18 protein-coding genes are annotated in these 13,402 nt (G+C 38.2%); all 18 read left to right on the plus strand.

All coding sequences use genetic code 11. The features are described from left to right. The first annotated feature begins 186 nt into the window (after nucleotides 1–186). Nucleotides 187–639: a terminase small subunit gene (locus A9Q68_RS08630; RefSeq protein ID WP_240494233.1), complete on the plus strand. Its 453-nt coding sequence runs from the start codon at nucleotides 187–189 to the stop codon at nucleotides 637–639. Then, nucleotides 626–1,849, plus strand: a complete 1,224-nt coding sequence (locus A9Q68_RS08635; protein WP_071794303.1) for a PBSX family phage terminase large subunit — start codon at nucleotides 626–628, stop codon at nucleotides 1,847–1,849. The genes A9Q68_RS08630 and A9Q68_RS08635 overlap by 14 nt, the downstream gene beginning before the upstream one ends. After that, nucleotides 1,849–3,192: a phage portal protein gene (locus tag A9Q68_RS08640; RefSeq protein WP_071794304.1), complete on the plus strand. Its 1,344-nt coding sequence runs from the start codon at nucleotides 1,849–1,851 to the stop codon at nucleotides 3,190–3,192. Before A9Q68_RS08635 ends, A9Q68_RS08640 begins: the two co-directional genes overlap by 1 nt. Continuing rightward, nucleotides 3,143–4,063: a minor capsid protein gene (locus tag A9Q68_RS08645; protein ID WP_071794305.1), complete on the plus strand. Its 921-nt coding sequence runs from the start codon at nucleotides 3,143–3,145 to the stop codon at nucleotides 4,061–4,063. The genes A9Q68_RS08640 and A9Q68_RS08645 overlap by 50 nt, the downstream gene beginning before the upstream one ends. Before the next feature lie 127 nt (nucleotides 4,064–4,190). Continuing rightward, entirely contained in the window at nucleotides 4,191–4,490 is a 300-nt protein-coding gene (locus tag A9Q68_RS08650) for a hypothetical protein (protein WP_071794306.1), read from the plus strand. Then, entirely contained in the window at nucleotides 4,490–4,741 is a 252-nt protein-coding gene (locus tag A9Q68_RS08655) for a hypothetical protein (protein WP_071794307.1), read from the plus strand. The genes A9Q68_RS08650 and A9Q68_RS08655 overlap by 1 nt, the downstream gene beginning before the upstream one ends. 341 nt (nucleotides 4,742–5,082) lie before the next feature. Then, nucleotides 5,083–5,655: a DUF4355 domain-containing protein gene (locus tag A9Q68_RS08660; RefSeq protein WP_071794308.1), complete on the plus strand. Its 573-nt coding sequence runs from the start codon at nucleotides 5,083–5,085 to the stop codon at nucleotides 5,653–5,655. Between the two features lie 16 nt (nucleotides 5,656–5,671). Then, nucleotides 5,672–6,571, plus strand: coding sequence for a phage capsid protein (locus A9Q68_RS08665; protein WP_071794309.1), 900 nt, complete (start codon nucleotides 5,672–5,674; stop codon nucleotides 6,569–6,571). A gap of 14 nt (nucleotides 6,572–6,585) precedes the next feature. Continuing rightward, the gene (locus tag A9Q68_RS10830; RefSeq protein WP_165605239.1) at nucleotides 6,586–6,738 is read left to right on the plus strand and encodes a hypothetical protein; all 153 of its coding nucleotides are present in this window, start codon (nucleotides 6,586–6,588) and stop codon (nucleotides 6,736–6,738) included. A 1-nt stretch (nucleotide 6,739) separates the two neighbouring features. Further along, complete coding sequence (locus A9Q68_RS08670; protein WP_071794310.1) at nucleotides 6,740–7,075, plus strand: phage head-tail connector protein; 336 nt, start codon at nucleotides 6,740–6,742, stop codon at nucleotides 7,073–7,075. Then, nucleotides 7,072–7,386 carry a hypothetical protein gene (locus tag A9Q68_RS08675; RefSeq protein WP_071794311.1) on the plus strand — a complete coding sequence of 105 codons (315 nt, stop codon included), beginning with the start codon at nucleotides 7,072–7,074 and terminating at the stop codon, nucleotides 7,384–7,386. The genes A9Q68_RS08670 and A9Q68_RS08675 overlap by 4 nt, the downstream gene beginning before the upstream one ends. Next, nucleotides 7,383–7,784 carry a hypothetical protein gene (locus tag A9Q68_RS08680; RefSeq protein ID WP_071794312.1) on the plus strand — a complete coding sequence of 134 codons (402 nt, stop codon included), beginning with the start codon at nucleotides 7,383–7,385 and terminating at the stop codon, nucleotides 7,782–7,784. The genes A9Q68_RS08675 and A9Q68_RS08680 overlap by 4 nt, the downstream gene beginning before the upstream one ends. A gap of 1 nt (nucleotide 7,785) precedes the next feature. Next, nucleotides 7,786–8,193 carry a DUF5072 family protein gene (locus A9Q68_RS08685; protein ID WP_071794313.1) on the plus strand — a complete coding sequence of 136 codons (408 nt, stop codon included), beginning with the start codon at nucleotides 7,786–7,788 and terminating at the stop codon, nucleotides 8,191–8,193. Nucleotides 8,194–8,203: 10 nt separating this feature from the next. Further along, nucleotides 8,204–8,731: a phage major tail protein, TP901-1 family gene (locus A9Q68_RS08690; protein WP_071794314.1), complete on the plus strand. Its 528-nt coding sequence runs from the start codon at nucleotides 8,204–8,206 to the stop codon at nucleotides 8,729–8,731. A 19-nt stretch (nucleotides 8,732–8,750) separates the two neighbouring features. Beyond that, entirely contained in the window at nucleotides 8,751–9,071 is a 321-nt protein-coding gene (locus tag A9Q68_RS08695) for a hypothetical protein (RefSeq protein WP_071794315.1), read from the plus strand. A 164-nt stretch (nucleotides 9,072–9,235) separates the two neighbouring features. Beyond that, nucleotides 9,236–9,505 carry a hypothetical protein gene (locus A9Q68_RS10965; protein ID WP_240494221.1) on the plus strand — a complete coding sequence of 90 codons (270 nt, stop codon included), beginning with the start codon at nucleotides 9,236–9,238 and terminating at the stop codon, nucleotides 9,503–9,505. Further along, the gene (locus A9Q68_RS08705; RefSeq protein ID WP_240494222.1) at nucleotides 9,498–11,912 is read left to right on the plus strand and encodes a phage tail protein; all 2,415 of its coding nucleotides are present in this window, start codon (nucleotides 9,498–9,500) and stop codon (nucleotides 11,910–11,912) included. Before A9Q68_RS10965 ends, A9Q68_RS08705 begins: the two co-directional genes overlap by 8 nt. 4 nt (nucleotides 11,913–11,916) lie before the next feature. Further along, complete coding sequence (locus A9Q68_RS08710; RefSeq protein WP_071794317.1) at nucleotides 11,917–13,401, plus strand: distal tail protein Dit; 1,485 nt, start codon at nucleotides 11,917–11,919, stop codon at nucleotides 13,399–13,401. Nucleotide 13,402: the final 1 nt, after the last annotated feature.

The following is a 13,402-nucleotide window of genomic DNA, read 5'->3' on the forward strand; positions in this document are numbered from 1 at the left end:
TTCCGCTCGCACGCTTACTTAGTCACTCATAGAGTGGCTTTTTATTATGGTCCACGATATGGCTACCTATCTCTAATAAACGTTGGTATTACAATGTTTTTATAGGTCCACGTTGTGGCTTTTTATTATGCTTGAAAGGAGTGATAGAAAATAAACGAAAGACAAAGACAGTTCGCAGATGAGTATATCGCTTCTGGAAATGCTTACCAATCTGCAATTAAAGCTGGTTATAGTGAAAATTATGCAAACAAACGTTCAAAAGAATTGTTGGGAAATGTAGGGATAAAATCATACATTGAAAATCAAGTCGAGAAGATGCAGTCTGAAAACATTTTAACAGCTACTGAAGCTTTATCGATACTTTCTGACATCGCAAAAGGTAAGCGTGAAGAAGAAGTCCTAATGATGAACCCTGTAACTGGAGAAGTTAGTCGGGTATTTAAAAAGCCTGATAATAACACAGTTATTAAAGCGATAGTTGAAATTCTTAAGCGTTATCCAACATCTAAACAAGCAGAAAAGATGCAGCTTGAAATTGATAAACTTAAATTACAAGTTGGTGGCGATGAAGGACAAGATGATAAGATTTCAAACTTGATGAATAAAATCAAGGAGGCTATTTCTGATGAGCCTATCTGATATCTACACACCTAGACAATTGGAAGTGCTTAGTTATATTTGGAACCACGACTGGTTTATTTGCGGTTTGCATGGTGCTAAGCGAGCAGGTAAGACTGTCGTTAATAATGACACTTTTATAACCGAGCTTGACCGTGTGCGATCCATAGCGGACAGATTAGGCGTAGATGAACCAATGTATATCTTAGCTGGCACGTCTTCAACAAGTATTCAAAACAACGTGTTGCAAGAGCTATACAATAAATACGGTTTTGAACCTAAGTACGACAAACATGGCTCTTTCACTTTCAGAGGTGTTAAAGTTGTTCAAGTCTATACTGGGTCAATCAGTGGGCTTAAACGTGCTCGTGGTTTTACTGCTTTTGGTGCTTATGTAAATGAGGCGTCACTTGCTAACGAAGTAGTGTTCAAGGAAATAATTTCACGGTGTTCTGGTACTGATGCACGTATAGTGTGGGATAGCAATCCGGACAATCCTAACCACTGGCTTAATCGTGACTATATCAATAATAAAGACAAGATGATTATTGATTTTGCTTTTAAGTTAGATGACAACACGTTTCTTTCAAAAAGATATATCGAGAACATCAAATCAGCAACTCCAAAAGGTAAGTTTTACGACAGAGACATCTTAGGTCTTTGGACAGTTGCAGAGGGCGCCGTGTATTCTGAGTTTGACGAAGATATTCACATTGTGGATAAATTACCAGATATGAAACGTTATTTTGCTGGTATTGACTGGGGTTTTGATCACTATGGTTCTATTGTGATAATCGGTGAGGGTGTAGATGACAACCTTTATTTAGTAGACGGTATATCCGAAAAAGGTCATTACATTGACTGGTGGATAGATAAAGCTAAGCATTTTAACGAAAAATACGGCGGTGACTTAGTGTTTTGGTGCGATAGTGCCCGTCATGAGCATGTCAGTGCATTAATAGATGCAGAGCTAGACGCACGCAATGCAAGGAAAGAAGTTATCGCTGGTATTGAAACGATAGCCAAGAAATTTAAAGAAAAGAAACTCTATATTTTACGAGGTGTGATACCTCGTTTTTTTGATGAAATTTATCAATATAAATGGAAACCTAACAGCACAAAAGATGAAGTCATAAAAGAATATGACGACGTTCTGGATGCTTTGAGGTATGCAATACACAGTGACGAAAACAATAACACGTTCGTCCAATTATTTAGTGGAGGTATTTAGTGGCAAATGTATTTATACAGCCGTCAGACACAGAGATGACGGTAGAATTACTTGGTCAGTTAATTCAAGACCATCAAGCGATGATTCCCAAGTATTTAGAACGCAAGGATATGTACGAGGGTAGACATGCAATTCTAAATCAAAAAGAAAAAGAGTCTTACAAACCTGATAATCGCTTAGTAGTTAACTTTGCTAAGTATATTGTTGATACGTTCAATGGTTACTTTATTGGTAACCCAATCAACGTATCACACGAAAATAAGACAGTTAGTGATTATCTTGAATTTTTAGATGGATATAACGACCAAGACGATAACAATGCAGAACTATCTAAGATTTGCTCAATCTTCGGTCACGGTTACGAATTGATTTATGCTGATGAAAATGCAGAGGTTGGCATCACTTATTTAGATCCAACGCAAGCATTTATGGTCTATGATGACTCAATCAGAGAACGACCTTTATTTGCGGTTCGTTACTTTATTAATAGTGAAGGTCAAATTGAAGGAACGTACTCAGACGCAAGTAATATTACTTACTTCAAAGTTGGAGAAAAAGGCTATCAGATTATTGATGAAGTGTCACATTATTTTGGCGATGTTCCAATGGTTGAATATGTCGAGAATGCCGAAAAACAAGGTATCTTTGATAACGTCATTACTCTAATCAATGCTTTTGACAAGGCTATTTCAGAAAAGGCTAACGATGTTGAGTATTACGCCGATGCTTATTTGAAAATCCTAGGGGCTAAGCTAGACGACAAGACACTCCAAAAACTACGTGATAACCGTATCATTAACATGGCAAGTAACGATACTAATAAATTAGTCATTGAGTTTTTGCAAAAACCTGATGCAGATGGTACGCAAGAGAATCTGCTCAATCGCTTGGAAGACTTAATTTTCAGAACCGCAATGGTTGCTAACCTATCCGATGACAACTTCGGTAACGCTAGCGGTATTTCATTAGCTTATAAACTCCAAGCTATGGACAATCTAGCTAAGACTAAAGAGCGTAAGTTCACGTCTGGCATGAATAGACGATATAAATTGATTGCTAACTATCCTAAGTCCAAAATCAATGGCGATGAATGGGTAGATATCCAGTATAAGTTTACACGTAACAAGCCGTCTAACTTGCTAGAAGAAGCTCAGATTGCCGGAGCGCTTGCTGGTATTACAACTAAAATAACACAGGTCGGAGTGCTTTCTAATGTATCTAATCCACAAGAAGAAGTCGAGAATTTGAAAAAAGAAATGGAAGAAACTGTTATTCCTAGAACGGCGGTAGACAATGGACAATCACAAGTATTGGAAACAACGTCAGACGCAACTGTGGAATAACTTAGAGCGTAATGAGCAAGCTTTACAAGAGAAGATGGCTAAATATTACTCCGAACAGTTATTTGGATTAGAAAAGGAAATAGGGAGCTATTTTGCTAAGTATGGAAAGAACAATGTTATTGAGTATCGTGACCTTTTGCAGCAAATGTCTAAAGCTGAAAAAGATGTCATTTATAGAAATTTTGACGGTTTTGCGGAACGTTATCCACAGTATAAGAAATTAGCACCAGTCAGAAACTCAATCTACAAACTTGATAGACTGCAAGGCTTAGAACTATCAATCAAGAGCCAACAGTTAGAGATTGGTGCCATTGAGCAAGAAGAACTGACTAAGCATTTAGCCAAGACTTTTAAAGATGGATATCAAGAAACTGCTAAGGTAATGGGATTTACTTTTGATAAGGTTGCACTTCAAACAATCATTGATGATGACTGGATAAATCAAGAGAATTTCTCAGCTAGTATTTGGAATAATAAGGATAAGCTAGTGGCTTACCTTATTAATGATCTAAAAGCCGGAATTATCAGAGGAGATAGTTACGATAAGCTGTTAAAGCAGCTAAGAGATAGGTTTAGCAAGCAATCAAACTATAATCTCCATAGATTGTTAAGGACTGAGGGAACATACGTCAATAATCAAGCTATGATGAAGCCTTTTGAAGATAGTGGTTTGTATGACGAATACGAGTTTGTGGCAGTTTTAGATAGTCACACGTCATCAGTTTGCAAAGGACTTGATGGACAGAAGTTTTTAATGAAGTCTAAACAAGTAGGCGTTAACTTCCCGCCTATGCATCCTGGTTGTCGCAGTTCATTTGCTATGGTCATTCCTGATGATTACGAACAGAGATATAAGGAGAAAAACAAATGATTTTTTGGGAGATAGGATATAACATCATGGGAATTTTATTTATGATGTTCATGTTATTCGTCTTGACAGGAACTGTAGTAGCAATTATTAATTCAATGATTTCAATCATCAAAAAGGAGAAAAGAAAATGAAAGCGTACGAAAAATATTTAAACGAAGAAAAAGACAGATTGGTTGAAGTGCATACTGACTGGTTGAAAGAAATTGATAATTATATTAAGTGTTTAGAATACAACATTGAACAATCAGAATTAAATTATTTAAAGGATCAAGAAATTTTCATCGAACGTTTAGAACGTTTAGAAAGCCGAATTAAAGAGCTAGAAAAACCGATTGAATTAAAAATCGATGCAGATGAATTCAAAAACGCAACTTTTAAATCAACTGATAGAGGTATTACTTTGGAACGTTTGAGAGGGGATATTTGATGAAATACAGAAAGAAACCGGTAGAGATTGAGGCTATTAAATTCATCGACACGCCTGAAAGGCTTGAGGAGCTTAGTCGTTTCGGGTTAGACCCTGTTAATGTCAGTTACAAAGGTAACCCTGTTTTAAAAATCCAGACTCTTGAAGGAGAAATGACCGCTCAAGTAGGCGACTACATTATCAAAGGTGTTCAGGGAGAGTTTTATCCATGTAAGCCCGATATTTTTGAACAAACTTACGAAAAATACTGAAAGGAGTTAGTTATGCATCACTACATCACAAAATATGAATCAGATGGTAAACGATATGCAGTAGCATGGTTTCAAATTAATATGTTTGGAAAATGTTATTGCTTTTTAAAACGCAAGATTGAAATTTAATAGAAAGGAGTTCACACCTTGAAACCGACAGAAAACTGAAAGGAAGTGATCCAACATCTTGACTGGTAGGAACAGACTATCATTTGACACATAACTCAAGACCTATAAAAAGGTCTTTTTTCTTTGTCCCGAGCATGACACTAAACTGTTCAAAATAAAATCAAGCAATGCGCTGGGGCGAAAGCAATGGCGTGGGGCAGGAGGAACTAAAAATGAATGAAAACGAAGAAATCTTGAACGAATCTGGTGCACAAGAGGAAGTTAAAGAAAAAACGTTTGACGAACTATTGTCAGACCCTAAGTATCAAGCTGAATTTGATAAGAAAATTTCTAAAGCTTTGGATACTGCTCACTCAAAATGGGAAGCAGAACAACAAACTAAAGAAGATGAAGCGAAGAAATTAGCAAAGATGAACGCAGAGCAAAAGGCGGAACATGAAAAACAACAACTTGAAGCTCGTATTGCTGAGCTTGAAGCTGAAAAAACACGTTCTGAAATGACTTCAATTGCTCGTGGAATGTTCTCAGAAGCTAATGTCGTGCCGTCAGAAGACCTAATCAACATGCTTGTAACAACTAGTGCTGACGATACTAAAAAAGCCGTAGAGGGCTTTATTTCTTTATTTAACGACCATGTGGACAAAGCGGTTACTGAACGCTTGAAGAACCCACTTCCAAAACAAGGCGGAACAGCTAACACTCTAACTAAAGAGTCTATTATGGCCGTTAAAGACCGTACTGAACGCTTACGCTTGATTGAAGAAAATCAGGCGTTATTTAATTAAAAGGAGAAATTAAACTATGGTAACAACTCGCACATTCCCAGAAGATGGATTAATCAAAACAACTGATCTACGTAACCCAATCACAATTGACGTTACAAATACATTCAAAGAAAACCTAAACAAACTTATCGAAATGCTTGGCATTACTCGTAAAATCTCAGTACAAGCCGGCGCAACACTCCGCACTTACTCAGGTTACGAAGTAGCACTTGCTGATGGCACTGTCCCAGAGGGTGAAGTTATTCCACTTTCTAAGGTAACTCAAAAAGATGCCGGCACAAAAGTGATCACTCTTAAAAAATACCGCAAAGCGACAACTGGCGAAGACATTCAAATGTACGGTTCTGACAATGCTATTGCAAATACTGATGAAGCTCTCATCCGTAAAATTCAAAACAATGTCCGTGCTGACTTTGTAGCTGCACTTAAAACTGGTACTGGTACAATTGCACCACTTGGAAATGGTTTACAAGGTGGTATCGCATCAGCTTGGGGCCAACTTGAAGTTTTATTTGAAGACCAAGGTTCATCAAAAGCAATTGTATTTGCTAACCCACTTGATGTTGCTGAATATATCGCAAACGCTCAAATTTCAACTCAAACTGCATTTGGTTTAACTTACTTAGTTGACTTCACAGGTACTGTTATTATCTCTACAAATGACGTTGCAAAAGGCGAAATCTGGGCAACTGTTCCTGAAAATCTTATCCTTGCTTATGTTAACCCTAACACTTCTGAGCTTGCTCGTGAGTTTGGCTTACACGGCGATTCAACTGGCTACATCGGTATGAACCACTTCCGCGAAGACACTACTCTAACAATCCAAACATTGGTTGTTGAAGGTCTTCTTATGTACCCTGAACGTATCGACGGTATTGTTAAGGTAACTCTTAAAGCAGCTGCTCCAACTGTCTAATTAGGAGGTAATTAATGGCTTATAAAACAACACAAGCCATTTACGATGGACAAGATGAAAAGCACTACTACGAAAGTGGTGCTCCTTTTCCTCGTGAAGGGTATAAACCAACGAAAAAACGTATTAATGACTTAGTTAAGGCAGGTTATTTAGTAGAGGAGGACTAACATGGCAATTATTGATCGTGTTATCACTCGCATGCCTGATGTTGAAAATCCTGATTTTGCATTACTTCAAGAGCTAATCTTATCAGCAACAGACCGTATTAATTTGCGTGTCAATGATACTGTTTTAAATATTAAGCTTGAAACAATTGTGGTTGAGGTAACTGTAAAAATGTATCGCAGATTATTCTACGAAGGGATAACAAGCGAAAAAGCAGACACAATCACTACTAACTTTGTGGATAACATTTTAGCAGAGTATGAAGTCGACCTGATGAACTACTTAGCTGATAAAATCAAAACCGAATCATTGGCTGATAAGGTGGTGCGTTTCTTATGAGATACAAGTTGTTTTATTTAGAAACGGAAGTTCCGACAGGTCAAAAAGACCAGCTAGGGAATGACATCATGAAAAAAGTTTTATCAGCCACGGCATATGCTGGGCGGTTCACAGAATGGACTGCCGAAGACGTGAATTTATATGGTAGAGATTTAACGTCTAGCACTCGCAAGATGCTTTGTAATAGAATTACACCCAAGCAAGCGAAAGATGCCGTACGTGTAAAAATAGACGGCAAATACTACCAAATAAAATCAGTCAAAGACTTAGGTCGTTGGCGTCTGTTAATTCTGAATGGTTATCGCCTATGAAAATAGATGTCAAAGGATTACCAGTCCTTGAAGCTCGTTTCCGTGCGATGAACGAAATCCAATGGGAAGCCGTTGTTAATAAGAACCTAACTACTATTTTTAATCGTGCTGCTAGACGACCTGGAACACCAATTGGAAAACAGTCAAAAGGTCATGCTGCCGGAGAATTGATGAGGTCACGTAGAATGATTGAATTAAATTCCGGAATTGGCGTTGCTAGTGGTATGTTTTACTATTCTAAAGACTATGCACCTCACGTTGAGTATGGTCATAGGATAGTAAGAGGTGGTAGGCAAGTAGGATATGTTACTGGTCAAAGATTCTTGTTTAATAACGTGCAAAAACAAAGGACGACTTACCGCAATGACATGCTGAATGAATTGAGAAAGAAGAGGTAACATGCTTAAGAAATTAGGATTAGTTGATTTGCATGCCTCGCTAAAGGCAACAATCGAAAAAAACACAAGCTTAACTGCTTATGATCAAGTACCAGAAGACGCTCCGGCGCCTTTTTATTTTATCGAGATTGTTGACAAAAGACCCGAGAATACCAAGATGATGTGGTGTGAAGTCTTTACTGTTTGGATTCATGCGATAGCAGCTGAAAGTAACGGTAAAGTCGCAATCTATAAAATGATTGAGGAAGTCGAAGAAGCACTCACAGAACAATTGGTTTTGCCTGACGTTGAAATTCTTCGACAGACAGAAACTGGCATGCAGTCTTTGCAAGAGGACGAAACAAAAGAAATGCACGCAATTATTGCGTATGAAATCAAAGTCGCTTACGGCTTTAAAACGAAAATTTAAGGAGAAATAAATGGCAACAGAATTTGATAGCAATGTATATTGTAATTTTGACGCAAGCTCAACGAAAGCCATCGCAGGTAAAGACATTATTTTAGCACTCTTTAATGCGACCGGAGATAAGTTGCTTGCTATTAGTGGTCAGCAAGGTTTAACGATTAACCGCTCAGCTGACTCAATCGAGGTATCATCAAAAGACACCAAAGGCGGTTGGAAATCTAAAATCGCCGGCATGAAAGAATGGTCAATTGACAATGACGGTCTTTATATCCCGTCTGATGAAACCCACAAAATGCTTGGAAAAGCGTTTGAGGATTCCGACCCAGTTTGTATTAAGGTAATCAACGGCAAAACTTCAACTGGTATGTTTGGGGGTCTAGCTTTTATCAGCGACTACTCACTTGAAGCTCCATATGATGACGGTATGACTTACTCAATCAGCTTGGACGGCAACGGTGCATTGGTTGACATTACTCAATTACCACCTGAACAACAAACTCTAGTTACTGCAATGCCTGAAGGCACAACACCTACTGTTTAATAAAAATAAAGGGGATTAAATGGAAGACAAAGAAATTATTATCTATAACGGTAACCAGTATGAACTTAAATACAATACGAAAACTGTTGAAACTGCGGAAGCTATTACTGGTAAAAGTTTTATGGCCACCGTAATCAATGCTAAAGGTATGCTTTCTATTGGTGATCTTCGTCAATACTTCGTTAATGCATTATATGCTTATGAAGGCGGTCGAGTTGCACCAGTACAAGGTTCAATGATTTTTGAGGAATTACTTAACACAAAAGGATTTGTTTATCTGAATATGTTAGTGATCAACACTATCCAGCGTGACTGCCCTTTTTTCTTCCTAGACGATTAGTTGAGTTTGAATATCTCGGCGGTACTGAAGAAAATACTGATTATGAATATAGAGAACTAGCGGAGCAATATGAAAAAGATATTGACTTCGCTTTTTTCTTTGTCAATTTTGGGACAACAAAGGACGAGTATTTAGAACTAACAAAGAGAGAGAAGCTTTTCATCATGAAAGCATGGGAAGACAAAAAAGTGTCAGACTCTGAAACCATGAGAAATGCCGTTTTAAATGCCGTTAATAATGCCCTACGCAAGAAAGGCAGTAAGTTCCAAGACCTATGGAAACGTAAGCAACAACCGGCAAATATGGAAGTTGTCAACGCACACATGGAAATTATTCAACAATCAGAAGAAAAAGAAGGTAAATCATGGGTTGATATGGTTTATCAAGCTAATAATCTTAAAAAACCGCAGAGAGAGGGGGTAGAAAATGGCTGATTATACGTTAAGCGTTGAAGTTACTGGTGACGCCGCAAAAATGCAACAAGCATTTGAGAAAGCAGTTGCAGAAGCTGAAAAATTAAAAGAGAAGATGAAACAAGCTTCTGATCAGACGTCTAAAGATTTTCAGGCGATGCAAGAGAAGATAGAACAAGTGTCAAACAAAATGAAGTCAATCGGGAGTGCTGTTTCAAATGTAGGTTCATCTATGATGGGTATAGGTGGTGCCATGACGGCTGGGATAACAACGCCTATTGTAGGCGGTGTTGCTCTCGCAGTTAAGTCTTTTGCAGGCTTAGAACAGGCCGTTGGCGGTATAGAGACTTTATTTGGGAAATCCGCAAAAGCTGTTATCAAGAACTCTGAAAGTGCCTATAAACGTGCAGGAATTTCAGGAACTAAATACATGGAACAAGTGACATCGTTCTCAGCGACTTTATTGCAGGGGCTTGGCGGTGATACCGCAAAAGCGTCAGCTTATGCTGATAAAGCGATTGTAGATATGTCAGACAATGCAAATAAATTTGGCACAAGCATGGAATTGATTCAAAATGCATATCAAGGATTTGCAAAACAAAATTATACTATGCTCGATAACCTTAAATTAGGTTACGGCGGTACTAAAGAAGAAATGGCTCGATTGTTATCCGATGCAGAGAAGTTACCGGGTGCGATGGGTAAAAAATTTGATTTAAATAACTATGCAGATGTCATTGAAGCTATCCACTTAATTCAAGAAAATTTAGGTGTCGCAGGAACGACATCAGAAGAAGCGAGCAAGACAGTATCAGGTTCTTTCGATGCAATGAAAGCGTCAGCTCAAAATTTGGTGGACAATCTTGGCTCAAAGAATGCAGATGTTAAAAAACTAGTGTCGGAGTTAGAGGCGACTGTTAGACAATTTGCGATGAATGTAGGCGATGTATTAAAAACCATGTGGGATAATATTCCGCTCGAACCTTGGCAAAAGTGGGGTATAGGTGTAGTTGCCATAGCAGGCCCTGTTCTGTTGGCACTAGGTTCAATTGTTGTCGGCGTTGGTAATCTTATTACAGCGTTTGGAATTATCGGAGGAGCTATTTCTACTGTATCAGGTTGGTTTGCAACTGCTACGGCAGAGGGAGGCGCTTTAGCTGGCGTCTTTGGCTCACTAGGGGCTGGAACAGTTATTGCAATATTTGCAGGTATAGTTGTTGCTATTGCTGGTTTAGTTGGTGCATTCAAAAGGCTTTGGGATAACTCAGAACAGTTCAGGGCGTCTGTTGGTACTCTTGCAGAAACTATAAAAATACAATTTGGCAATATCCTTAATGCGATAATGCCGATTGTAGAGCCAGTAATCGCACTATTCAAACAAATGTGGGATAGTTTGGTTACATTGTTGGAACCTGTTATTTCTGCACTTATTCCTATTATCACGTCAATCATTTCAATCATTGGTAACACAATCACAACAATTTTAGCTATTGTAGTCCCAATATTCACAGCTCTAGTTCAATACATTACTGCTTGGATTGCAATGGTTACACCTATATTAAGCACAATCATCGGTGTTGTGATGTTTATCATCACAGCTGTTGTCTCAGCGATTAATGTATTCGTCACAACAGCAAGCGCAATTATTCAAGCTCTAGTTTCCGCAATTGGTGCAATTATCGCTCCGGTTGTCGACTTCTTCGCAGGAATTTTCAATGCTATCGCAACCGTTGTAAAAAATGTTTTTACTGGCATTTCAAACTTCATAACTACAAGCATCTCAACAATAGGGAATGTCGTTAATAAGCTTGTCAATGTCTTCAGTTCTGTATTTGGTGGTATTAAAGGAATTGTTAGTGCTGCAATGGGAACAGTTACCGGTGCTATTACTGGAGCATTTAACAAAATTAAAAGCTCTTGGAGTGGATTAACTGGTTTTGTGCAAGGTGTCTTTAATGGTATTTCTAGCGCAGTAGCATCGCTTGTCGGCCAAGTTAAAGGATTTGTCAATGGTGTTATAGGTGGGATTAACAGCGCAGTAAGTCTGATCAATAAGATACCAGGCGTCTCTATTAGCTCAATTCCTTACTTATATCGTGGTACTGATAACTGGCAAGGTGGATTCGCTCGCATGAATGAGGGTGGACGAGGGGAGTTAACATACTTACCTGGTGGCTCTGTCGTCGTACCTCACGATATTAGCATGAAATACGCTAAGGAGAGCGCAAGAAATCAATCTGGAATGGTAATGGTAGGCGGAAGTGATGAACTCGCTAAGAGCGCTCTAAGAGTTGCTAACGATGCAGTTAAGCGCCCAATGGTATTGAATGTTAATGGCCGTGACTTAGCCTATGCAACAAGTCGAGATTTTTCGACAGTCCAAGAACAACAATCAGCGTCAATCAAACGCTTAAGAGGGGAGGTATAAGATAATGGCTACTATGAAATTTAATGATATAGATTTATCAGACATGCTAACAATTATGTCAATTAATCGTGATATTGGAAATCAAAGAAGCGTATCAACTAACACCTCTCCTCTGATTGGTGTTTTTATAAATCAAGTAAAAGTCGATGCCAAAACAATTTCTGTTGATTTTTACCTTAAAGATAGAAGTAGTGATTATTCGTTGAATATCCTAAAGCATGACTTAGCCGGAATTTTTAATGTTGATGAGCCGGTTAAGATTGAATTTTCAGATGAACCTGACAAATACTATCTTGGCTTACCAGTTAGTAAGATTTCTGCTAGTGATCCAATCGCTTGGCTAAGCCTTGTAACTATTGAGTTTTTAATTCCTGATGGTGTGGCACATTCAAAAACAAAGAAGAAAGTCACTAAGTACACGATTCAAGACGGAAAACTAGTTTTTGATTTATTGAATAAAGGCACACTTCCAGCACTACCAATCATAACTGCGAAAATGAACAGTGAAAATGGATACTTTGGATTGGTAAATGAATCAGGTGTTATGGAAATTGGCGACCGTGAGTTGATAGACTCTGAAACGCTTGCTTATTCTGAACGTCCATTTGACTATTCAGATACAGGAACTAAGATTGCAGATGGATTTGCCAAAGGTGCTAAGAATGTGGCTATTTTAAACGATAGCTTGCAGACGCTAGATAAGAATTTAGGAATTGTTGCTGACTGGAACAGAAATCACTTAGCATTGACTGGAGCTATTGCACCAAGTGGAAATCATGCAGGTTCATTAACATTTGATTTGCCAATAGAAGGTTCGCTATATGATCATGTTTGGTGGCGTCAAATCTTCTGGGCATGGAATATAAATCAATATGGATTTATTAAGATTTCGGTTTCTGATACTGATGGAAAATTCCTTTTTGGTGTCGAAACTATCAAGAGAAAATCAGGTGTTGAGACAGAGTATAACGTCCAAGTTACCGATGGAAATGGCGGATGGAAATTCACGGATTTTCGTAAGAAATTCAATTGTACTCACAAAAATGAAAATCCATTCAACCAGGGCAGAGGTTGGACAGAAATCAAGCGTATTGATGATAAGCTTATTATTCATTGGAACGGTTCGCAATTTGAGCGTATTATTCCTGAATTAAAAGGCAAAAAGTCAGCTAAGTTGCATGTTGCCATTGGCTCAATGCAAGGTAAGCCATTAGTCAGAAAAATGTATGTTGACGGTATTAAATACCGCAAGGACAACGTGGCAGACGGTTATAATATCCCAAATCCTTATGGAGTTGGCTCAGAAGTTGTTATAAATGGCGAAAATAAAACATTGCTTGTTGATAACATTCCGAAATTAAATCATATTGTTGATTACTCTAAATGGCTGACAATTCCTCCAGGTAAATCAACGATTGAATTAAATATTTCATCATGGAGTGAAAGCAATCCTGATGTTACTGTTGAGTACGAAGAAAGGTGGTTATAGT

Source organism: Streptococcus bovimastitidis (assembly GCF_001885095.1).
GTDB lineage: Bacteria > Bacillota > Bacilli > Lactobacillales > Streptococcaceae > Streptococcus > Streptococcus bovimastitidis.

Excerpts from the sequence above, each read along its gene's own strand:
- A9Q68_RS08655 (WP_071794307.1), top strand. The coding sequence starts at position 4,490 with ATGAAATACAGAAAGAAACCGGTAGAGATTGAGGCTATTAAATTCATC.
- A9Q68_RS08675 (WP_071794311.1), top strand. The coding sequence starts at position 7,072 with ATGAGATACAAGTTGTTTTATTTAGAAACGGAAGTTCCGACAGGTCAA.
- A9Q68_RS08645 (WP_071794305.1), top strand. The coding sequence starts at position 3,143 with ATGGACAATCACAAGTATTGGAAACAACGTCAGACGCAACTGTGGAAT.
- A9Q68_RS08695 (WP_071794315.1), top strand. The coding sequence starts at position 8,751 with ATGGAAGACAAAGAAATTATTATCTATAACGGTAACCAGTATGAACTT.
- A9Q68_RS10830 (WP_165605239.1), top strand. The coding sequence starts at position 6,586 with ATGGCTTATAAAACAACACAAGCCATTTACGATGGACAAGATGAAAAG.
- A9Q68_RS08685 (WP_071794313.1), top strand. The coding sequence starts at position 7,786 with ATGCTTAAGAAATTAGGATTAGTTGATTTGCATGCCTCGCTAAAGGCA.
- A9Q68_RS08710 (WP_071794317.1), top strand. The coding sequence starts at position 11,917 with ATGGCTACTATGAAATTTAATGATATAGATTTATCAGACATGCTAACA.
- A9Q68_RS10965 (WP_240494221.1), top strand. The coding sequence starts at position 9,236 with ATGAAAGCATGGGAAGACAAAAAAGTGTCAGACTCTGAAACCATGAGA.
- A9Q68_RS08665 (WP_071794309.1), top strand. The coding sequence starts at position 5,672 with ATGGTAACAACTCGCACATTCCCAGAAGATGGATTAATCAAAACAACT.
- A9Q68_RS08635 (WP_071794303.1), top strand. The coding sequence starts at position 626 with ATGAGCCTATCTGATATCTACACACCTAGACAATTGGAAGTGCTTAGT.
- A9Q68_RS08680 (WP_071794312.1), top strand. The coding sequence starts at position 7,383 with ATGAAAATAGATGTCAAAGGATTACCAGTCCTTGAAGCTCGTTTCCGT.
- A9Q68_RS08670 (WP_071794310.1), top strand. The coding sequence starts at position 6,740 with ATGGCAATTATTGATCGTGTTATCACTCGCATGCCTGATGTTGAAAAT.
- A9Q68_RS08660 (WP_071794308.1), top strand. The coding sequence starts at position 5,083 with ATGAATGAAAACGAAGAAATCTTGAACGAATCTGGTGCACAAGAGGAA.
- A9Q68_RS08690 (WP_071794314.1), top strand. The coding sequence starts at position 8,204 with ATGGCAACAGAATTTGATAGCAATGTATATTGTAATTTTGACGCAAGC.
- A9Q68_RS08650 (WP_071794306.1), top strand. The coding sequence starts at position 4,191 with ATGAAAGCGTACGAAAAATATTTAAACGAAGAAAAAGACAGATTGGTT.
- A9Q68_RS08705 (WP_240494222.1), top strand. The coding sequence starts at position 9,498 with ATGGCTGATTATACGTTAAGCGTTGAAGTTACTGGTGACGCCGCAAAA.